18 protein-coding genes and 1 pseudogene are annotated in these 20,661 nt (G+C 65.4%); 11 read left to right on the forward strand and 8 right to left on the reverse strand.

Translation table 11 applies throughout. From position 1 onward, the window contains the following. Nucleotides 1-51: 51 nt before the first annotated feature. Nucleotides 52-1,491: pseudogene (locus DMR_RS09180) on the reverse strand (outer membrane homotrimeric porin). Nucleotides 1,492-1,690: 199 nt separating this feature from the next. On the opposite strand from DMR_RS09180, the gene DMR_RS09185 reads away from it, so the two are divergent. Further along, the gene (locus DMR_RS09185; protein WP_043600387.1) at nucleotides 1,691-3,034 is read left to right on the forward strand and encodes a TrpB-like pyridoxal phosphate-dependent enzyme; all 1,344 of its coding nucleotides are present in this window, start codon (nucleotides 1,691-1,693) and stop codon (nucleotides 3,032-3,034) included. 90 nt (nucleotides 3,035-3,124) lie between these two features. On the opposite strand, the gene DMR_RS09190 is transcribed toward DMR_RS09185, so the two are convergent. Further along, on the reverse strand, nucleotides 3,125-4,309 hold the full coding sequence (locus DMR_RS09190; RefSeq protein WP_043600388.1) for a TOBE domain-containing protein: 1,185 nt from the start codon (nucleotides 4,307-4,309) through the stop codon (nucleotides 3,125-3,127). Between the two features lie 263 nt (nucleotides 4,310-4,572). Between DMR_RS09190 and DMR_RS09195 the strand changes: the two genes are divergently transcribed. The 7 genes from DMR_RS09195 to DMR_RS09225 all read left to right on the forward strand — a co-directional run bounded on the left by DMR_RS09195 (nucleotide 4,573) and on the right by DMR_RS09225 (nucleotide 9,022). Next, nucleotides 4,573-5,286 (forward strand): alpha/beta fold hydrolase, encoded by a 714-nt coding sequence (locus DMR_RS09195; protein ID WP_015860637.1) that lies wholly within the window; start codon nucleotides 4,573-4,575, stop codon nucleotides 5,284-5,286. Between the two features lie 80 nt (nucleotides 5,287-5,366). Further along, the gene (locus DMR_RS09200) at nucleotides 5,367-6,218 is read left to right on the forward strand and encodes an ATP-binding cassette domain-containing protein (protein WP_015860638.1); all 852 of its coding nucleotides are present in this window, start codon (nucleotides 5,367-5,369) and stop codon (nucleotides 6,216-6,218) included. A gap of 51 nt (nucleotides 6,219-6,269) precedes the next feature. After that, nucleotides 6,270-6,998, forward strand: a complete 729-nt coding sequence (gene modA / locus DMR_RS09205; RefSeq protein WP_015860639.1) for a molybdate ABC transporter substrate-binding protein — start codon at nucleotides 6,270-6,272, stop codon at nucleotides 6,996-6,998. Nucleotides 6,999-7,092: 94 nt separating this feature from the next. Beyond that, complete coding sequence (locus DMR_RS09210; protein ID WP_015860640.1) at nucleotides 7,093-7,782, forward strand: molybdate ABC transporter permease subunit; 690 nt, start codon at nucleotides 7,093-7,095, stop codon at nucleotides 7,780-7,782. Nucleotides 7,783-7,885: 103 nt separating this feature from the next. Next, entirely contained in the window at nucleotides 7,886-8,131 is a 246-nt protein-coding gene (locus DMR_RS09215; protein ID WP_015860641.1) for a FeoA family protein, read from the forward strand. Between the two features lie 22 nt (nucleotides 8,132-8,153). Then, the gene (locus DMR_RS09220; protein ID WP_015860642.1) at nucleotides 8,154-8,396 is read left to right on the forward strand and encodes a FeoA family protein; all 243 of its coding nucleotides are present in this window, start codon (nucleotides 8,154-8,156) and stop codon (nucleotides 8,394-8,396) included. A gap of 164 nt (nucleotides 8,397-8,560) precedes the next feature. After that, complete coding sequence (locus DMR_RS09225) at nucleotides 8,561-9,022, forward strand: C-GCAxxG-C-C family protein (protein WP_043600392.1); 462 nt, start codon at nucleotides 8,561-8,563, stop codon at nucleotides 9,020-9,022. 111 nt (nucleotides 9,023-9,133) lie between these two features. Here the strand turns inward: DMR_RS09225 and DMR_RS09230 are convergent, their stop codons facing one another. The 4 genes from DMR_RS09230 to DMR_RS09245 form a co-directional block, all read right to left on the reverse strand. Next, entirely contained in the window at nucleotides 9,134-11,167 is a 2,034-nt protein-coding gene (locus DMR_RS09230; RefSeq protein ID WP_043600394.1) for a HAMP domain-containing methyl-accepting chemotaxis protein, read from the reverse strand. Nucleotides 11,168-11,250: 83 nt separating this feature from the next. Then, entirely contained in the window at nucleotides 11,251-11,955 is a 705-nt protein-coding gene (locus DMR_RS09235) for an ABC transporter ATP-binding protein (protein ID WP_015860645.1), read from the reverse strand. Nucleotides 11,956-12,023: 68 nt separating this feature from the next. Beyond that, nucleotides 12,024-13,190: an ABC transporter permease gene (locus DMR_RS09240; RefSeq protein WP_043600397.1), complete on the reverse strand. Its 1,167-nt coding sequence runs from the start codon at nucleotides 13,188-13,190 to the stop codon at nucleotides 12,024-12,026. Between the two features lie 181 nt (nucleotides 13,191-13,371). Next, complete coding sequence (locus DMR_RS09245; RefSeq protein ID WP_015860647.1) at nucleotides 13,372-13,842, reverse strand: DUF2318 domain-containing protein; 471 nt, start codon at nucleotides 13,840-13,842, stop codon at nucleotides 13,372-13,374. A 248-nt stretch (nucleotides 13,843-14,090) separates the two neighbouring features. On the opposite strand from DMR_RS09245, the gene DMR_RS09250 reads away from it, so the two are divergent. Both DMR_RS09250 and DMR_RS09255 read left to right on the forward strand, forming a co-directional pair. After that, the gene (locus DMR_RS09250; protein WP_015860648.1) at nucleotides 14,091-15,935 is read left to right on the forward strand and encodes an ATP-binding protein; all 1,845 of its coding nucleotides are present in this window, start codon (nucleotides 14,091-14,093) and stop codon (nucleotides 15,933-15,935) included. Next, a complete protein-coding gene (locus tag DMR_RS09255; RefSeq protein ID WP_015860649.1) occupies nucleotides 15,925-17,313 on the forward strand; it encodes a sigma-54-dependent transcriptional regulator in 1,389 nt (462 codons plus the stop codon). Before DMR_RS09250 ends, DMR_RS09255 begins: the two co-directional genes overlap by 11 nt. A gap of 270 nt (nucleotides 17,314-17,583) precedes the next feature. Here DMR_RS09255 and DMR_RS09260 read toward each other — a convergent pair whose 3' ends face one another. Next, a complete protein-coding gene (locus DMR_RS09260) occupies nucleotides 17,584-19,239 on the reverse strand; it encodes an AMP-binding protein (RefSeq protein ID WP_015860650.1) in 1,656 nt (551 codons plus the stop codon). Nucleotides 19,240-19,254: 15 nt separating this feature from the next. Further along, nucleotides 19,255-19,833: a helix-turn-helix domain-containing protein gene (locus DMR_RS09265; protein ID WP_015860651.1), complete on the reverse strand. Its 579-nt coding sequence runs from the start codon at nucleotides 19,831-19,833 to the stop codon at nucleotides 19,255-19,257. A gap of 200 nt (nucleotides 19,834-20,033) precedes the next feature. Here DMR_RS09265 and DMR_RS09270 point away from each other — a divergent pair, with 200 nt between their 5' ends. Beyond that, the gene (locus DMR_RS09270) at nucleotides 20,034-20,594 is read left to right on the forward strand and encodes a helix-turn-helix domain-containing protein (RefSeq protein WP_015860652.1); all 561 of its coding nucleotides are present in this window, start codon (nucleotides 20,034-20,036) and stop codon (nucleotides 20,592-20,594) included. Nucleotides 20,595-20,661 lie beyond the last annotated feature (67 nt).

Consider the following 20,661-nt stretch of genomic DNA (forward strand, 5'->3'; position numbering starts at 1 on the left):
CCGGGAGCGCTTCCCGGCCGGCTCGCTCAGTTCATGTGGGCAACAAGGGGTCTAGTACCAGTACTTGAGTCCCAGGGCCACCTTCCAGGCGTCCTGGACGTTGCCGGTGAAGTCGCGGGAGGTGGTGTTCCAGACGCTGCCCTTGGGGTTGCCGTAATGGGCCCAGCCGGTTTCCATGACCAGGGCCAGGCTCTTGTCGTAGATCCAGTACTTGGAGTCGATGTTGACGCCCAGCAGATACTCGCCGATGGCCAAGTCCTTGCCCATGGTCAGGTACTTGCCATTGCCGCCGGAAGCGGTGACGGCCTTGCGCAGGCCGGCAGCGGAGTTGGTGCCCCAGGCGGCGGCGAAGGTCACGACATGGCTGAGCTTGTCAATTAACGAGACGTTGTCCAGGGAGGCGGACAGACCCCAGGAACCGATGGGGTTGGCCAGCATGGTGTCGTTGGTGAATTCCTGGCCGCTCTGGTACAAAAACGAACCGCCCATGCCCCAGTAGTTGGCGATGGTGGGGATGCGCTCGGAACCGTTGCGGATGCTCGAATCCTCGCCCGAGCTCCACCAGCCTCCGATCATGGGGGTCATGAAGGTCAGGCCGGTGTACTTGACGCCGCCGTCGATGAACCAGCCGTGGCGCTGGTTGCGCTGCCGGTCGCCCATGGCTCCTTCGCCGTAGATCACGTCGCTGTAAAAACGTACCGGGTCGAGGGCGTCGACCTCGAACATGGAGCCGGCCCACCAGTAGTTGGACTGGTTCTGGTTGTAGCCCGAGGGAGACAGGAAGTAGCCGCCCGAGACCACGCCGTACTTGATGGAATCAACGGTCAGGCTGGATTTGCCAACCACGCTGGCCATGGCCCAGGGCGTGGCCTTGGAGCCTTCCAGGGTGATGGGCAGGGTCAGGAAGAAGGCGTCGAACTCGTCGTCCACCTGGGTGGTGGTGGTGTCGTAGGTGCGATTGGCGTCGATAAGGCGCGTGTAGCCGAGGTTGGCGGCCAGCGTGTCCTTGATCAGCGGCGCCTTGATGGTCAGGGCGGCGAAGGTCTTGTTGTTGTTCTTGGAGGCCAGGATGGGCGAATCGTAGAAGATCGCGGCATGGGGCAGGGAGATGGGCTGCAGGCCGGCCGTCACCTGGATGTCGGTGTCGGGCACCTTGAACTGGAGATAGGCTTCCCAGACAGTGATGGACACTTCCGGGTTGGCGGCGGTGAAGGTTCCGGTACCCTAGGTCTGGTCGCCGACCATGGTGGCCAGGCGGAATTTTACGGCCTCGCTGGCCACGAAGTCGGCGCGCAGGCGGAAACGTTCCCATATTTCAAAGGTGTCTTCGGTCTTGGTGCCGGTGGCGTTCCAGGAGGTCCAGTTGCGGTTCTCGAAGAACATGCCGTAGACACGGGCGTCGCCGGCCATTTTGACTTCCGTGGCCGCGTTGGCTCTGGCCACGCCCAGGGCGAGCAGGCAGCAGGCCAGACAGAGCAGGGTCTTTCGCATCGATGCTTCTCCGTTGCGCGATGGGGTTTTCTCCGAAAAGGACCTGGGGACGATGGTTGTGTATGTTACGGTTCTGAAATTGACAGGACAACGAATCCGTGGTTAGGTAAAACAAGCCGAGATGTCGGCTTTGTCTTTTTGGATAAAGAGCCGCCCTGGCGGACCGGGGGGCGAAATTACTCGTAAGGTGGAGAATTGCATGGAGATGAAGATCAATCTGCCTGAGGCGGAGATGCCGACGCAGTGGTATAACGCCCTGCCCGATCTGCCCACGCCCCTGGCGCCGCCCCTTGATCCTCAGACCAAGGAGCCCGTGACCCCCGAACAGCTGGAAGTCATCTTCCCCAAGGCCGTCATCGAACAGGAAATGTCGCCGCAGCGTTGGCTGCCCATTCCCCAGCCGGTGCTTGACGTCTACCGCCTCTACCGGCCCACCCCCCTTGTGCGCGCCAAGCGTCTGGAAGAAGCTCTCGGGGTCAAGTGCAAGATCTATTATAAAAACGAATCCGTTTCGCCGGCCGGCTCCCACAAGCCCAACACCGCCATCCCCCAGGCCTATTACAACAAGGCCGAAGGCGTGCGCCGGCTGGCCACCGAAACCGGGGCCGGCCAGTGGGGCACGGCCCTGTCTTTCGCCTGTTCCATGCTGGACATGGAATGCACGGTCTATATGGTGAAGGTGAGCTACGACCAGAAACCGTATCGGCGCATCCTCATCAACGCCTACGGCGGCGAAGTCTTTGCCTCGCCCTCCCCGCGCACCCAGACCGGCCGGGCCATGCTCGAAAGCGACCCCGATTGCACCGGTTCGCTGGGGCTGGCCATCTCCGAAGCCGTGGAAGACGCCGCCACCCACGCCGACACCAAGTACGCCCTGGGCAGCGTGCTCAACCACGTGCTGCACCATCAGACCATCATCGGTCTTGAAGTCGAGAAGCAACTGGCCATGGTCGGCGACAAGCCGGATTACCTGGTCGGCTGCGTGGGCGGCGGCAGCAACTTCGCCGGCCTGGTCCTGCCGTTTTTGCCGCGAAAGCTGGCCGGCGAGGCCATCGAGTTCATCGCCGTGGAGCCGCAAGCCTGCCCGACCCTGACCAAGGGGCAGTTCCGCTACGACTACGGCGACGTGGCCAAGCTCACGCCCCTGCTCAAGATGCACACCCTCGGCCACGCCTTCATGCCGGCCCCCATCCATGCCGGCGGGCTGCGCTACCACGGCGACGCGCCCATCGTGTGCAATCTGGCCGCCGAAGGGTTGGTGAACGCCCAGGCCTACTACCAGACCGAGTGTTTCGAGGCAGCCAAGCTGTTCCTGCGCACCGAGGGCTTTCTGCCCGCGCCGGAGACCTCCCATGCCATCAAGGGCGCCATCGAGACCGCCAAGAAGGCCAAGCCCGGCGAGTCGGTGGTGTTCCTCTATTCCGGCCATGGCCTCCTCGATCTGGCGTCCTACGACGCCTTTTTGCAGGGCAAACTCTCCGACTTCGCCTATCCCGAAGAGCATATCGCCGAGGCTCTCAAGGCCTGCCCGACCGTCGGGTAAAGCGATTCCCGCCGCCGCCCTATACGGCGGCGGGGCTTGGCAAGAACGGCAGCCCGCCGGACCACGGTCCGGCGGGCTTTTTTCATGCGGCTACGGGATGTTGATGATGACGCTGAAGGCCTTGAAGGAAAACCACACCGTGTCGCCTTCCTTGAGGTCCAGGCTCTCCACGGATTCGGCGGTGATAAGCGCGCACATGGGCGTGCCGTCGAGGAGTTCGCCCATGATCTCCACAGCCACGCCGTCGCCCCGGATGCCCGTGACCTTGCCGGAAAAACAGTTGCGGGCGCTGGTCTTGGCCTTGTTTTCGTCCTTGGCCAGAAGCACCCACGGGGCCTTGACCAGGGCGGTGACCGGCTCGGCCTCGGACAGGCCCAGACGGTCGAAGCTCTCGTTGGTGATGACCGCCACGATCTCCTGATTGGTGGTGGTGGTCATGGAAATTTCCGTGAAAAGCGGGCTTTTACGCACGCTCGAAACGGCTCCGAAAAACGTGTTGCGGGCGCTGGTCTTCATGCGGGTCTCCTTGGCGACGCATCGGCTGACGATGCGTTGGCAGTCGGCGTCGGAAAACGAACAGTAGATGGAGGTCAAGACCACGCTGGAATGGCCGAGCATCATCTGCACCACGGGCAGGGGGACGCCGCTGCGCAGCAGCTCCACGGCCCGGGAGTGGCGCAAGGCCGTGGGGCTCACCCGTCCCGGCGGCAGTCCGGCCCGCTTGGCCTGCTCGTAGAGCTTGCGGCGCACGAAACCGGGGTCGAGGCGGAACAGTTCCCCCCGCAGGGCCCGGTTGATGGGGGCCGACGCGAAACGCTCCACATCGTCCAGGAAGTCGCGCGGCATGACGACCTTGCGGGCGGCCTCGCCTTCGTGGTTGGCCGGAAAGCGCACCGTGCACTTGGTGCGGTCGATGTCCGTGCGTTCGTTGACCGCCAGCACCTCGCCGAGCTTGGCCCCGCTTAAGCGCAGCATGGCGTAGACAAGGCGCATGCGCTCCCTGGCCCGGCGGATCGACGGCGTGCGGGCGGCGTCGCGCCAGACGACGAAGGCCTTGGTCAGCCGGTCGAGTTCGTCGGCGTCGAGATAGCGGATGCCGGACGGCACGCTGAACAAGGCGGCCTGGCAGGCGGCGGTCCCGCGCGGCGTATGCCGGGTCGGGGCGTCGAGATCCTTGCGGGCCAGGGTCGCGCCGGCATGATCGCACAGACGCCGCAGTGTGGGGACGTCCAGACGATTGACGAGATCGAATATGGTTTCTTCAGCGGTGGTCATGGTTGCATTGTCTAGCGAAGTGGCTATGCATTGTAAAGCATATGCGCTTTATATCACGAATAATACCCTGTACGTGTCAGTAGTTGTTTGGATTCTGCGTTAACTGTCACTTGTTTTGTATTTGCCGTGTCGTCTATTTGCTCTATGACACGCAAAGTAGAAAAGTCATGACGCTTCACTTTTTCGAGAAATACGGTATGCCGCAGGGGTGAATTGGTCCGCGACCCGCTGGGCGAGGGCCGGGAAGTCCCAAAGGAGGCGTCATGGCGACGTTTGTCTGCATCCACGGAGCATTTCAGGGCGGTTGGGTCTGGCGGGAGGTCGCCAAGGCCCTGGCCGCCCTGGGTCATGAGGCCTTGGCCCCGACATTGTCGGGCTGCGGCCATCTGGCCCACGCCCAGGGGCCGGGGCTGGGCTTGGCTACCTATGTCCTCGACGTCGAACAGTTTTTCGAGCTTGAGGATCTTGAGGAGGCCATCCTCGTCGGCCACAGCTACTCCGGGATCGTCTGCGCCGGGGCCTTGGCGGGGATCGCCCCGCGTCTGGCCGGGCTGATCTACGTCGATGCCCTGTTGCCCAAGGCCGGCGACAGTTTTACCGGCATGGCCGGCGAGCCGTTTCGGGCCATGCTGGACGCCCGGGTGCGTGACGGCTGGCAGGTGCTGCCCTGGGACGCGCCCCTGTTCGGCGTGGCCGGCGATGCCCGGGAGTCCTGGTTCCTGTCGCGGCTGTTTCCATTCCCCCTGGCCGGGTTCACCGACCCCACGCCGGGCGAAGCGCCGGCCTGGCCGGCCAAGCGCCACTATGTGCGCTGCGTCGCCAACCCCAATCCCATGCTGGCCGCCAACGCGGCCCGGGCCGAAGCGGCCGGGTTCGCCATGCAGGCCATGGACGCCGGCCACTGCCCCCAGATCACGGCTCCGGTGGAGCTGGCCCGGGTGCTGGCCGCCATCGCCGAGACCATTGTCGCGGCCTGACGGCGCGTGTCCGGCAAGGCGAGGTTGCGCGCGTTGCCGGCGCGAAGCCCTATGCTGCATTCGAGGACGGGACGCGAGAAATGTTGCACGCCAGGGTCGTCAAACGGCTGCCGCACTTTACCCTTGAAGCGGAAATCCGCTGCCCGGCCGGGTGCGTCACGGTCCTGACCGGGCCTTCGGGGTCGGGCAAGAGCACCTTGCTGCGGCTCTTGGCCGGCCTCGACGACCCGGACGAAGGCGTCATCGGCCTTGGCGACACCGTCTGGCGCGACACGGCGGCCGGGGTGCGGCTGCCGGCCCGGCGACGCGACATTGGCCTGGTCTTCCAGGAGTATTCGCTCTTTCCCCACATGACGTTGGCCCGAAACGTGGCCTATGCCGCCGTGGACGCCGGCTACGCCGACGAGCTGTTGGCGCTTTTTGGCATCATCCACCTGGCCGGGGCCAAGCCGGCGGCCATGTCCGGGGGCGAACGCCAGCGCGGGGCCATTTGTCAGGCCCTGGCCCGCCGGCCCCGGGCGCTGCTCCTGGACGAACCCTTCTCGGCCCTGGACGCGGCCACCCGTCTGGCCCTTCGCGCCCAGCTCCTGAAGGTGCGGGATCGCTTCGGCATCCCCATCGTCCACGTCACCCACGATCTGGCTGAAGCGGCCCAGCTTGGCGACGCCATCGTGTCCATCAATCAGGGTCGCCTGGACCCGGACTGGTTCGACCGCCAGCTCGACGTCCACCTGCGGGAGCAGGGGGCGCTGCTCGCCCGGCGCGGCATTGACTGGGCCGGCAGCGGCCCTGGGCCCATCGGCAAGGAGGGCGGCGCGACGACGGTGGGGCGTGGCGAGGAGCGGCCGGCCCGCAAGCCGACGCTGGCATCGACGGGGGGCGGGAGCCTTCCAACGCCCGGGCGTCCCCGCCGGGAAGACCAGGCTGTTTGATGCCGTGGAAATGCGGCCCAGGCCGCGTCAAACCGTAAGGAGCAACGAACGATGCGACGGATTGCCTGTCTGTGCGCGGTGTTGGCCGCGACGCTGTGCCTGGCCGTTTCGGCTTTGGCCCAAACCTTCACCGTGGCGGCCGGGGCCGGCTACAAGAAGCCGGTCACCGCCCTGGCCAAGGCCTTCGAGGCGGCCGGCGGCGTCAAGACCGACCTCATCTTCGGCAATATGGGCCAGCTCATTCCCCAGGCCAAGACCAGCGGGGCCATCGACGTGCTGGTGGGCGAGAAGGGCTTTTTGGAAGGGGCCGGCTTGCGGTTCAGCGGAGCCGTGCCGCTTGGTCGCGGCGTGCTGGTGGTGGCCTGGCCCAAGGGCATGACCCTGGCCGCGCCGGGGGACGTGGCCAAGCCCGAGATCAAGCGCCTGGCCATGGCCGATCCGGCCAAGGCCATCTACGGCAAGGCGGCCACGGAATATCTGCAGAAAGCCGGGCTGGACAAGGCTGTGGCCGACAAACTGCTGGTGGTGGCCACCGTTCCCCAGGTGACGACCTATGTCCAAAGCGGCGAGGTGGATGCCGGATTCGTCAACCGCACCGACGTCATGGACCTGGGCGACGCCATCGGCGGCTATCTGGAAATCGACCCGTCCCTCTACGACCCCATCGACCTGGCCGCCTTGCCCTTGGCCGACGCCAAGAATACCCAGGCCATCAAGGCTTTCGCCGCTTTCCTGGAGACTCCCCAAGCCCGGGAAATCCTCAAGAAGCACGGTTTGTAATGCCGCGCATCGGCATCGGCCTTGGGGCCGTCCGACCCTTGGCGGCGGCGCGGACAAGGCGCTACCGCGCTGCCCGCCGCCGGGGGGATCGGGCATGATCCCGGCGACGCTTGCGGCCACGGCCGCCGACCCGGACGTGCTGTTCTCCATCCGGCTCACGCTGCGGGTCATGGCCGTGGCCGTGCCGCTGTTTTTCCTGCTTGGCGTGCCGCTGGGCTATGTACTTGGCCGGGGCCGGGGGCGCTTGGTGGCCGCCCTGGACGTGACCGTGTCGCTGCCCTTGGTGTTGCCGCCCATGGCCGTGGGCTTTTTTCTCCTGCTGCTCCTTGGCCGAAACGGTCTTTTCGGCGGGCCGTTGGGCAAAATCGCCGGTATTGAGATCATCTTCGGCTTTCCGGGATTGGTGGTGGCGGCGGTGGTGTCGGGGCTGCCGCTTATGGTGCGGCCGGTGCAGGCGGCGGTGCGGGGCGACCTCACGCGGCTCATGGAACTCTCGGCTGTGCTGGGTAAGTCTTCGGCCGAGACCTTCGTGTGGGTGGTCCTGCCCCATTGCCGCCGCAGCGTGGCCGCCGGTATGTTCCTGGCCGTGGGGAGAGCCCTGGGCGAGGTCGGGGTGAGTTTGCTCCTTGGCGGCGACATCATCGGCCGCACCAACACGGTGTCGCTGGAAATCTACAACGCCGTCTTTTCAGGCCAGTACGACCGGGCCGGTTATCTGGCCGGACTGCTCTGTCTGGTCTCCCTGGCCCTGACCTGGCTGCTCAAGCGGACCGGCCGGGGCTAAGGCCGCCTGACGCATTCCCGTTGTTTGCTGTTACGACATGGTGACGCCAGAGCTTGACAATCATTCTCATTGTCGTTACTTCTCGGACAACAAGGAGACAGGCATGGCCCCGTATGGAGCGCTTTCCACTTTTCCGGCCGGTAGCCGCGTGCGCGTCGAGACGTTGTGCGACTGTCCCCGGGCGCGCGGAAGGCTGTGCGCCATGGGCATCACGCCCGGCACGGTGGTGGAAATCACTTCCTGCTGCGGCGGGCCGGTCTGTCTGCGGGCCAGGGGCGCGTGCATGACGTTGGGGCACGGCTTGGCCGAAAAGGTGTACGGCCGGCTGGACGCCGTGGCCACGGTCTGAAAGGCCGGGAGAACGTCAGCACATGGAGCAGGAAACGATCATCGGCATGCGCCAGTTGCAGGTCGGCCAGAAGGCCCGCATCGTCAGCGTGGGCGCTTCGGGAGAGATGGGACGCCGCATCCGCGACATGGGGCTGGTGCCCGGCACGGAAGTCGCCATCATCGGCCGCGCGCCGTTGCGCGACCCGGTGGCCCTTCGCCTCAAGGCCTTCACCCTGACCCTGCGCAACAGCGAGGCTGACCACATTACCGTGTCGCCGCTGTAGGGTTTTTCGACGTACACTTGCGTCATTGGCCGGTCGCCCTTGGGCGGCCTTTTTGTTTTCGGCCGGGGCCGCCTGCGGCGTCTTGCCTGCGGGATAATGTCGGGGTATGGCCTGCCGGACGGGGACAGGGTCCCGGAAAGGGCCGCATCCCCCGGGAGGAAACCATGGCGGACCAAGATATTGCCGGAAAGGCCGGGGAGCATTTTGCCGCCGGCTGCAACTGCGCCCAGGCGGTGTTACGCTGCTTTGCCGACCAGTATGGCCTCGACGCCGACACGGCCGTGCGTCTGGCCACGGGGTTTGGCGTGGGCATGGGGCGCGGCGGGGCCTGCGGCGCGGTTTCCGGCGCGGTGATGGTGCTGGGGTTGGCCGGGGGCGGCGGCGGGCCGGACGGCGCGGCGGCCAAGGCCGCCACCTATGCCCGGGCTCGGGAATTTTACGACCGCTTTCTGGAACGCCATGGGTCGCTTATCTGCCGCGACCTCATGGAGCTTGATCCTTCGACCCCCGACGGCCTGGAGCAGGCCCGGCGCGAAGGGCGTTTTACCGCCCGGTGCAGCCGCTATGTGGGCGACGCCGCCGCCATTGTCTCGGCCATGATCGAGAGCCTGCCGCCGCGCGTCTGACGCCCGAGGACTTCATCTTCCATTACGGCTCAAGCGGGGCATGAACAATCGAAAAAGCCCCCGCGTTGCCTTGGCAGCGCGGGGGCTTTGTGATTGTGCGAAACGACCGACCTAGAAGCGTTCGAAGTCGCTGTCGTCGGCGTCATTGCCCAGATTCGCCTTGGTGGCAGCAGGGCGGGCAGGCCGAATGACCGGACGGGACGACTTGCGGCCGGAGGCCAGGGCCTTGGGGGCGCTGGGTCGGCGGGTCATGGTGTCAAGGCGGAAGTAAGCCACGGTGTCCTGGAGCTGCAGGGCCTGGCTCGACAGTTCCTGGGCGGTGGAAGCCATTTCCTCGGAGGCCGAAGCGTTTTGCTGCACGACCTGATCGAGCTGCTGGATGGCCCGGTTGACCTGCTCGGCTCCGGAATTTTGCTCCACGCTTGAGGCCGTGATTTCCTGGATGAGTTCGGTGGTGCGCTGGATGTCCGGCACGATGCGGGCCAGCAGTTCGCCGGCCTTTTCGGCGATCTGCACGCTGGACGAGGACAGTTCGCTGATTTCCCCGGCCGCGTTGCCGCTGCGTTCGGCCAGCTTGCGCACTTCGGCCGCGACCACGGCGAAGCCCTTGCCGTGCTCGCCGGCCCGGGCCGCCTCGATGGCGGCATTAAGGGCCAGCAGGTTGGTCTGGCGGGCGATTTCCTCGATGATGCCGATTTTTTCGGCGATCTGCTTCATGGCGCCCACGGTCTTGGCCACGGCTTCGCCGCCGTTTTGGGCGTCGGAGGCGGTCTTGAGCGCCATCTGTTCGGTCTGCTTGGCGTTGTCGGCGTTCTGGCGGATATTGGCGGCCATTTCTTCCATGGACGAAGAGATTTCTTCGACGCTGGCCGCCTGTTCGGTGGCGCCCTGGGACAGGCTCTGGGTGGTGGCCGAAAGCTCTTCGGAACCCGAGGCCACGTTTTCCGCCCCGGACTGCACCTGGCCGACCACTTCGCGCAGCTTTTCGATCATGTGGCGCAGGGCCTTGGCCAGATCGCCGATCTCGTCTTTCTGGTCGATCTCGATGCGCTGGTTGAGGTCGCCGGCAGCCAGGCCTTCGGCGGCGCGCACGCCCAGGAGAATGGGACGCGTGATCATGCGAGAGATGACGATGCCCAGGAGCAGCGCCATCACCACGCCAAAGCCGATGCCGACGATGGCGATCATCCTGGCCTTGGCGGCGGCGGCTTCGCCTTCGGCCTGGCTCTTTTCGGCGTCGGCCACGGATAGGGTCATGAGCCGGTCAAGGAGCTCGAAGCAGCGGATCTGCTTGTCGCGCACCGTGACCATGGCGTCCTGGCGCATCCGGGCATAGATTTCCTCGACACGCCCCACTTCGTCGGCCATGAGATTGAACTGGGCCACGGTCTGTTCCACGGGTTCGTGGATATCCGTGCGGACAAGGGTCAGCATCTCTTCTTTGGGAGCGTTTTTGGCGGCCATTTCCTTGAGGCGGGCCACGCCGCGATGCAGTTTTTCGTGCACTTGGCGCAAATCCTGGATAGCCTTTTTGAAGACCGGGTTATTGATGTTGCGCCCGGTCGAGGCCATCCATTGCCCGAAATTGCACTGCTCGGGGTTGTCGCCGCCGGCCAGGGGCTTGCCGGACAAGGCTAGGCCGTAGGCGTCGTCGAGCAGTTTGTAGTGGTCGCCGCGAAATAAATAGATCTTCTGGCGCAGGACCGCAGGGTCGTCTATATCGGTCTTGTCCCACTGTTTGGCCAGCTCGAAGGTTTCGTTGTTGATTTTGACCCATTCCTGCCAGGCCGGGCCGAATTCCCGCCACAGGCGTTCGGCTTCGGGGGATTTGGGTAGTTTATCATATTCATCCCAGGACTTGCGGTAGGTGTCGCGCACCCGGGCGATATTTTCATACTGCCGATCCCGGTCTTTCTGGTCGAGTCCGGGAATGAGCAGGCTGCGCTGCGCCACCCGGACGGTCTCGCCGGCGATCTTGATCAGCTGCAGATCGCGCACGGTGGGCAGGCTGACGTCGGTGACGGTTTGCAGGTGGCTGGTCACATTGGACAGACCCGACAAGCCGACCAGACCGACAATAAGGGTGATGGCCGCCGTGACGAGAAAACCGCCGACCAGTTTGACCCCGAGCTTCAAGTTGCGCATGTAACAATCTCCTGCGGTTCCGTCTTGCTTGTTGCCGTATCGACGAAACAAGACATTTCCCTAAGGGGGCGCGGGAAGATTTGTCAAACGGTTCGGCTTGGCTCGGGGGCGGGCGTTCCATTGTCGGCCGCCAGCCTGCCGTCGGCGATTTCCACCAGACGACCGGCCATGCGGGCGTAGAGCGGTTCGTGGGTGACCAGCACCACGGTGAGGCCTTCCTTGTTGAGGTCCGACAGGATGTCCATGATCTGACGGCCGGTGCCGCCGTCCAAGCTGCCGGTGGGTTCGTCGGCGAAAAGGGCCCGGGGCCGGGTGACCAGGGCCCGGGCGATGGCCACCCGCTGTTGTTCGCCGCCGGAGAGGTTGCCCGGCAGGCGCTCAGCCTTGTCGGCAAGGCCGACCCGCTCCAGGCATTCCAGGGCAAAGGCTTTGCGCGCGGCGTCCACCGGCCGCCAACCCGAGAGAAAGGGGGTTAGCACGTTTTCGAAGGCGGTGAGGTAGGGGAGCAGGTGGTGCATCTGGAAGACCATGGAGAAGTCCGTGGCCCGCAGTTTGTCGCGCTCCCGGGCGGACAGGGCGGCCAGGTCGCGGCCTTCGTAGAGCACCTGACCGCTGTCCGGGGTGAGCAGGCTGGAGAGGATGTTGAGCAGGGTGGATTTGCCCGAGCCTGACCGGCCGACCACAGCCACGAATTCGCCGGCCGTGACGGAAAGCGACACGCCGCGCAGGGCCGGGGCGTTGCCGGTCTCGCCGGCGAAAGTCTTGACGATGTCCTTGGCGACTAGCATTAGTGTTTTCCTTGATGGGGGGTCCGGGGGCCTCAGGCCCCCGGCCGCCGGAGGCTCTTGCTTTTGGGCTACAACATCACCAGCGCCTGGGACGGCTCGATGCGGGAGGCGGCCAGGGCCGGGGGCAGCGAGGCCAGGCTGGTCAGGGCGGCCACGCCCACGAACACCAGGGCGAACTGCAGGGGATCGAATGTGGGCGCGGCCTGTTCGCCCAGGTCAAGTAGCGCCATGAGCCGGCCGCTGGCGGCAAAGCCTGCCGCCTGGCCGATGACCGCCGCCGTGGCCCCGAGGAGCAGCGCCTCCAGATGCATGAGCAGGAACACCGAACCCTTGGAGAATCCCAGGGCCCGCAGCAGGCCGATCTCGTTTTTGCGCTCGTTGACCGAGGAGAAGATCGACAGGCCGATCATGACGCAGGCCGTGAGCAGGATGACGCCGGACACGGCAAAGGCCAGATGTTTGACGAAATCCACGGTCATCATCCGGCTTTTGACCACCTGTTGCATGGCCTTGACCTCGGCTCCGGGCAGATTTGCGCCGATTTGGGCCGTGATCTCCTCGATGGGGCAGCCGGCGCACAGGGCCGCCACTTCGACGAAGTGGATGCGGTTGACCTTGCCGGCGGCGGCCTGCAAGGCGTGGAGATCGGCGAAAAGGAGCTTGTCGTCCTCGGAGCCGGTGGGGCCAAGGACGCCGGCCACGGTGAAGTCGCGCCCTTCCAGGGTCACGACGGACCCCGGGGCGAGGTTCAGGCGGGCCGCCGCCTCGCTGCCGGCCAGCAGGCCGAAGGAATCCAGGGAGAGCGTGCCGGCTTCGGTGAACCAGTGGCTTTTGATCTGGCGTTCCTGCTCGAAATCCACGCCGATGACGCCGACCGGCGTGTCGGCCACCCGGGCCAGCAGCACGAACTTTGGGGCCACGGCGCTTAAGCGGTCCTTGTGGTGGATACCGGAAATGGCGGCCAGGGTCTCGTCTTCCTTGAAATACTTGATGTCCACCGAGACGTCGCCCAGGGCCATGCCGCCGTAGCCCACCGACAGCGTTTCGGTTTTTGGGCTGACCAGGATGTTGGCCCCGTAGGCGGCGAGCTTGGATTCCAGGCTCTCGCCCACGGCCTTGGACAATTCGACCAGGGCCGTCACCGAGGCCACGCCCACGGCGAAGACCACGGCCGTCAGCAGGCTTCTTGCCAGTTTACGGCGTAAATTGCGCAGCGGAATGGTCAGGATGTTCACGGTTCCTCGCTGGGTGTGGTGTTGCCGGCGGCCCATGGCCGTTTGGTTGCGGGAACGTTCCCCCAATGCGCGCCGGGCCGAGTGTCGCGTCTAGGAAAAGCGCTTAGGGCGTTTCGCGGACAACAGGCTATCACCATTATTTTCTTCAAAATACTTCCGTATTTTTGAAGGGCCGTGCCGTCTAGAAGTAAGCCGCTCCGGCGGCGAGATCGGCCATTTTGATGCGCACGGATTCGCCTGCGACCTCCGAGGCCAGGGGCGAAGGGTTGCAGCCGCCGCGCTGGTCGCCCACCATGTTCATGTGGAAGCGCCGGCCGCAGTTGATGCAGAGCATGAAGTCGCCTTCCTGACGGTAGCCTTTTTTCTCGGGATAACACACGTCGCAGGCGTCCAGGGCGGTGCGCACCCGGCCGTCCTTGGTTTTGACGGCGAAAAAGCGCACTTCCTTGCCGGCGGCGTCCACAGCGTAAAAGTGGGCCTTGCCGTCGGTTAGATCGGCCACTGGAAAGGAAACGACGCCATCGGCCGGCTTGAGGCTGGTCGGGCCGGACGAAAAGCCAAGCAGGGCATGGCCGGGGCCGGCGGCGACAAACAGAACGGCCAGACAGGCCAGAGCTACGGGCAGCAGGCGTTTGGGGGCGGAGAAGGGCATAGGGGGTTCCTTTGGCTGACAAGCGTAGTGGGGGAGCCGGAAAAGGCTACAAGTGCGGTCGGAATTTAAGCAATGCCCGTGCCAGGGGTGGGCCGTCCCGACCGCTGTCTAGCCCGGTTCGGCCGGAAGTCGTGTTTGGAACGGGGGATGCAGACGTTGGGGACAGACGCCGGCCGGCAGCTTGGCCATTGCCCAGGCGTCGCTTTTCTAGACAGTAGCCCCTTAGGTGTGTATAGAATGTATGCAACATGGCTGTTTTCTATCCAGGCGCTTCCGAGCGCTGCCCAGGCGGGTCCGTGCGCCAGATAATCAAGCGCTGGTCGTTTCGCGGCGGCGCGTCGCCTTTGCTGCTGCTTGGCGCGGCCGGCATCCTGGCCGCCGTGGTGGCGGCCATGGCGGCCATGGACCTGGGCCGCGAAAAGCAATACATGACCCAGCTTTTGCTGGAAAAAGGCGCGGCGCTCATCAAGGCTTTCGAGGCCGGGGCGCGCACCGGGATGCGGGGCGGCTTTGGCGCGGACATCCGGCTGCAGCATCTCATCGAGGAAACCGCCAACCAGCCCGGCATCTTCGCCATCGCCGTCACCGACGAGGACGGGCGCATCCTGGCCCACAGCGATGCCTCGCGCATCGGCCAGGCGCTTTTCGATCCGCCGGTCATGGCCGAGCTGGCCCCGGACGCCGCCGAGAAATGGCGGCTGGCCGTGGAGGAAGAGGCCGGGCGCGAGTCGTTTTTGGTCTACCGGCGCTTCGTGCCTTCCTCCGCCGGCCGAGGCCCCCACGGGCTGCGCGCCCATCCACCGGTTGGCGAGCGGGAGTTTCTGTGCACCGAGGACTGCGACGCCAAGGGCGTGCGCCGGCCCCTGCGCGGCGTGCCGCTCATTATTTTCGTCGCCCTGGACGTGGCCCCCATCGAGGCTGCACGGCGGGCCGATCTGCACAACATGCTGACCTCGGCCTCGGTCATCCTCATTGTGGGCCTGGGCGGCGTGCTCGGGCTTTTCTGGGCCCAGAGCTACCGGGCCCAGCGCAAGGCCCTGCGCCAGACCACGGCCCTGGCCTCGGAAGTGGTGGCGGCCATGCCGGCGGGACTGATCCTCATCGGCCCCGACGATAAGGTGGCCATGGCCAACGGCGCGGCCGAACAGTTGGCCGGCGTCGCTCCGGGCGGGCTGGTCGGCCGCGAAGCCGCCTCGGTCCTGCCCTGGGAAGAGGTGCGCCGGCCGGCCGCCGACGAGCGCGAGATGGACATGTCCCTGGCCGGCGGCCCGGTGGTCGCCCTGGGCGTATCGGTCTCGGCCGTGCGCACCGAGGAGGGCACGCCGGTGGGGTCGCTTGTGGTGCTGCGCGACCTGCGCGAGGTGCGCCGGCTGGAAGCCGAGGTGCGCCGCCGCGAAAAGCTCGCCGCCGTGGGCAACTTGGCTGCTGGCGTGGCTCATGAGATCCGCAATCCGCTCAGTTCCATCCGGGGCTACGCCGCCTACTTCGGCGGCAAGTTCGACCCCGGCAGCGAGGACCGGCAGGCCGCCGAGATCATGGTGCGCGAGGTGGACCGGCTTAACCGCGTCATCTCGGAACTCATTGAATTCTCCCGACCCTCGGACATCCAGCGCCGGCCGGTGCGTCTGGCCGATCTGGCCGGCCACGCCGCCCGCCTCATCCGCCCCGACGCTCTTGCCCGGGGTGTGGAGATCGCCGTCGAGGACGCGCCGGGCGTGCCCGACGTTCCGGCTGATCCCGACCGGCTGGCCCAGGCGGTGCTCAACCTGTGCTTAAACGCCGTCCAGGCCATGGACGCGGGCGGCACGCTCGGCCTGCGTACCGGGCTGGCCCCGGACGGCCGGGCCTATCTGGAAGTCACGGATACCGGCCGGGGCATCGACCCGGCCGAGCGCGACCGGATTTTCGATCCCTATTATACGACCAAGGCCCGGGGCACGGGCCTGGGCCTGCCCATCGCCCACAAGATCGTGGCCGCCCACGGCGGCGAGATACGGCTGACGCCGCGCCCCGAGGGCGGCACCTCGGCCATGGTGCTGCTGCCGGTCACGGGCGGCGAGGGGGCCGATACGGAGGAAGCCGATGCGGGCTGAATTGCTGGTCGTTGACGACGACGCCGGGCACTTGTCCATGCTGCGCACGGTGCTCACCGGCTGGGGCTACGGCGTCACCGGGGCAACGGACGGGGCCGAGGCCGTGGAACTGGTGCGAAGCCGTCCCTTCGACGCGGTGCTGCTGGACGTGCGCATGGCCGGCATGGGCGGCATGGAAGCCTTATCACTCATAAAAGAGTATAACCCGGCCGTGCCGGTGCTCATCATGACGGCCTATTCGTCGGTGGAGACGGCCGTTTCGGCGCTCAAGTCCGGGGCCTACGACTATCTCACCAAGCCGCTGGACCTCGACGTCATGCGGCTGACCGTGGAACGCGCCCTGGACCATCTGCGTCTGGCCCGGGAAAACGAGAACCTGCGCCAAAAGCTCGGGCCTGGCGTGGTCGGGCCGGAGATCATCGGCAAAAGCCCGGCCATGCGCGAACTGTTTTCCATGATCGCCATGGTGGCCCCCACCGAGGCCACGGTGCTGGTCACCGGCGAATCCGGCACGGGCAAGGAGCTGGTGGCCAAGGCGCTGCATGCCGGCAGCCCGCGCGCCGGCGGGCCGATGGTGGCCGTCAACTGCGCGGCTTTAAATGAAACCCTGCTGGAATCGGAACTCTTCGGCCACGAGAAAGGGGCCTTCACCGGGGCCGAACGGCGGCGGGAAGGGCGGTTCATGGCCGCCGACAAGGGCTCGATCTTTTTGGACGAGATCGGCGAAATCGCCCCGTCCATCCAGGCCAAGCTGTTGCGCGTCATCCAGGAGCGCGAGATCCAGCGCGTGGGCGGCGACCGGCCGGTGGGCGTGGACGTGCGCATCCTGGCCGCCACCAACCGCGACCTCAAAAAGGAGGTCGAGGCCGGCCGGTTCCGCGAAGACCTCTACTATCGCCTCAATGTCGTGGCCATTTCCGTGCCGCCCTTGCGTGAGCGGGGCCAGGACATTCCGCTTCTGGCCCAGCATTTCCTGACCCGCTTTGCCGAGAAAAACCGCAAACGCATCAAGGGCTTCACCCCGGCGGCCATGGACCACCTGCTGCGTTGTCCCTGGCCGGGCAACGTGCGGGAGCTGGAAAACGCCGTGGAGCGCGCCGTCATCCTGTCCGTCGGGGAATACGTCACCGAGCGCGAACTGCCGCTGTCGGCCATGCGCGAGGCCGGCGGCAACGGGGCCCCAGGCGGAGCAGGCGGAGGCGCGCCCGCGCCGGGCGACATGGCCGGACTGGCCGGCATGGCCCTGGACGATGTGGAGCGCGAGGTCATCCTGGCCACCCTGCGCGACACCGGCGGCAACAAGAGCGAAGCGGCCCGGGTGCTCGGCATCACCCGGGCCACCCTGCACAAGAAGCTCAAGAAGTACGGCGAGGAATAGGGGGCTTTCGCCGCCCGGGTCGAGACAGGAGGCGGGGTCGGCAGCCTGTCTCCTAATCCAATACGACGCGTGCCAGCCGCCCGGGCCGCGCCGGCGGGCAGGACTGGCAGCCCGTTTCCTGATCCGAGACCAAACGTGGCCGTCGCTCGCCAACGAAACTGGGATGGTTTCCCGGCCCGCCGCCACGCCCGACAATAAAAGGGCGCGGACTGGTCCGCGCCCCGGTAACTTGACTTTATCCGTCGGGAGAAAACCCTCCCGCCCCTTGTCCTACCGCATGGCCTCGGGAAAGAGCTTGCCCGCCAGCTCGCGCAGCTTGTACTTCTGCACCTTGCCGCTGGTGGTCAGCGGAAACTCCTCCACGAACGCGATGTACTTGGGAATCTTGTGCCAGGCGATCTGGCCCCGGCAGAAGTCCTTGACGTCCTCGGGAGCCATCTCCACGTCCTTGCGCAGGATAATAAACGCCCCCACTTCCTCGCCGTACTTGCGGCTGGGCACGCCGGCCACCTGCACGTCGGCGATGCCCGGCATGGTGTAGAGGAATTCCTCGATCTCTCGGGGGTAGATGTTCTCGCCGCCGCGAATGATCATGTCCTTGATGCGACCGGTGATGACCACGAAGCCGTTTTCGTCCATGACGCCAAGATCGCCCGAATGCAGCCAGCCGTCCGCGTCGATGCACTTGGCCGTGGCTTCGGGATTCTTGTAGTAGCCCTTCATGGCGTTGTAGCCCCGGCAGCAGACTTCGCCCTGCTTGCCGCGCTCCACTTCTTCATTGGTCTCGGGGTCGAGCACCTTGACTTCGACGTGGGGGAAGGCCTTGCCCACGCTTTCCACCCGGTAGTGGTAGGGGTCGTCCACGTCGGACTGGGTCATGCCGGGCGAGCTTTCGGTCAGGTCGTAGACGCTGGTGATCTGCTTCATGTACATCTTCTCGGTCACCTGCCGCATGGTCTGCACCGGGCAGACCGAGCCGGCCATGATGCCGGTGCGAAGGGACGAGAAGTCGAATTTCGGGAACAGCGGATGCTCCAGCATGGCGATAAACATGGTGGGCACGCCGTAAACGGCCGTGCACTTCTCCTGCTCGATGGACATCATGGATTTGACCGGGTCGAAAACTTCGGTGAAAACCATGGTGGTGCCGTGGTTGAGGCAGGCCATGACGCCGAGCACGCAGCCGAAGCAGTGAAACAGCGGCACGTGGATGAGCAGCTTGTCCTTATTGGTGAACCGCTGGCGCTGGCCGATAGAGTAGCCGTTGTTCAGGATGTTGTGGTGGCTCAGCATGACGCCCTTGGGGAAGCCGGTTGTCCCCGAGGTGTACTGCATGTTGACCACGTCGTGGCAGTTGAAGGTGGCCTGCCGGGCTTTCAATTCCTCGTCGGTGACGGTGCGGGCCAGACCGATGATCTCGGGGATGGAGTACATGCCCCGGTGTTTTTCCACGCCCAGGAAGCACACCCGCTTGAGGTGGGGGAAAGTCTCGCTTCTGATCGCCCCACGCTGCATGTTGCGCAGCTCCGGGGCCAGGTCGTAGAGGATCTCGATATAGTCCGAATCCCGGAAGCCGTTGATGATGAAGATGTTGTCGGCGTCGGAATTGGTGAGCAGATACTTGAGCTCGTTGCGCTTGTAGGCCGTGTTGACGGTGAGCAGCACGGCGCCCATCTTGGCCGTGGCGAACATCAACGCCACCCAGAAGGGCACGTTGGTGGCCCATACGGCCACTTTCTCGCCCTTTTGGATGCCCAGGGCCATGAGGCCCTTGGCCAGTTCGTCGGTGAGTTCGTCGAACTGCTGCCAGGTGAGACGGTAGTCCCGGTCCACGTAGACCACGGCGTCCTGGTCCGGGAACTTGGACGCGGTTTCCTTGAGCAGTTCTCCCAGGGTCAGGTCGCGAAGGGGCGGCACGAAGGTCATGGGCGGCTCCTTTGCCTACTGCGGGATGTAAAGGACAGCGTAGATGTCGGTCTTGGGCGCGTTGCCGCAGCCCACGTAGTGGGGCACCACCGAATTGAAGTAGACCGAGTCGCCGGCCCCAAGGACATGGCGGTCCGGGCCGACGATGACTTCCAGCTCTCCGGAAACCACCACGATGAATTCCTCGCCCTCGTGGGAGGACAGGGGCTTTTCGGCCGCCGCTTCCTCGTCGGGGTAGATCTCGATGAAAAAAGGCTCCATGTGGCGGTCGGTCTTGGCCGCGCCCAGGGAATGGTATTTGTAGCTGGCCCGCTTGCCCCGGGCCTTGCGCAGTATGGCGTCGTCAGCCCCGCGCTCGGCGCAGCAGGTCAGGCAGATGTCGCTGTCCACGGCGTCGTCCATGAAGGTGCCCAGACGCTGTCCCAGGGCCAGGGCGATCTTGAGCAGGGGACCGATGGACGGGGTTACGTCCTCTTCCTCCAGGGCGGTGAGGAATTCCACGGAAAGACCGGTGCGGCGCGACAGTTCCTCGCGCGACATTTCCTGCCGTTCCCGGTACGTGCGGATGCGATCACCAAGCTTTTTGACGCTCATGGCTACCTCGTGGCTGATATGATGGGACGGGGCGAGAGTCGACGTGCCCCAGGAAGGTGGCCCAATACCATACTGCTGCGCGGAATTCCAGCCGTTTTTCCCGATCTCGCCGCTCGGAAAGAACCGTTTGACAAGCCGGGCTTCCATGCGAAAAGACGGGAGCAACCATTTCGCTAACCATACGAGCCAAGGGGTACCCCATGAGCAAGGAGATCGGACCGGTCCGGGAGATCGCCATGCGCCTTCGCGGCCTGCGCGAGGCGACCGGCATGACGGCCCAGGCCCTGGCCGAGGCCACCGGCGTCACAGCCGCCGACGTCGCGGCCTACGAGACCGGCAACAAGGAAATTCCCGTCAGCTACCTCTACGAGGTCGCCAAGGCCTGCGGCGCGGACCTGACCGCGCTGTTAACCGGCGACGATGCCCACCTCATGAATTATTCCCTGGTGCCGTCCGGCCAGGGGCTGTCCGTGGACCGGCGCAAGGCCTACAAGTACCAGGCTTTGGCCTACCGTTTCCACAAGCCCCACATGGAGCCGTTCATCGTCACCGTGCCGCCCAAGGCCGAGTCCGAGATGGAATTTAACCGCCACCTGGGCGAGGAATTCATCTACATGCTGCGCGGCCGGCTGGAAGTGCGCCTGGGCGAGGACGTCGTGGTCCTTGAACCCCACGACAGCCTGTATTTTTCCTCCCGCACCCCCCACGCCATGCGCGGCCTCGACGGTGAACCGGCCGAGTTTTTGGACGTCATTATCTAGCCGGGCCGCCATGCCGTCCCGGCGGGCAGCCTGGCCGAATTGACCTGTGCCGGAGTGCATCGACAAG

It is taken from the genome of Solidesulfovibrio magneticus RS-1 (assembly GCF_000010665.1).
GTDB classification, from domain to species: domain Bacteria; phylum Desulfobacterota; class Desulfovibrionia; order Desulfovibrionales; family Desulfovibrionaceae; genus Solidesulfovibrio; species Solidesulfovibrio magneticus.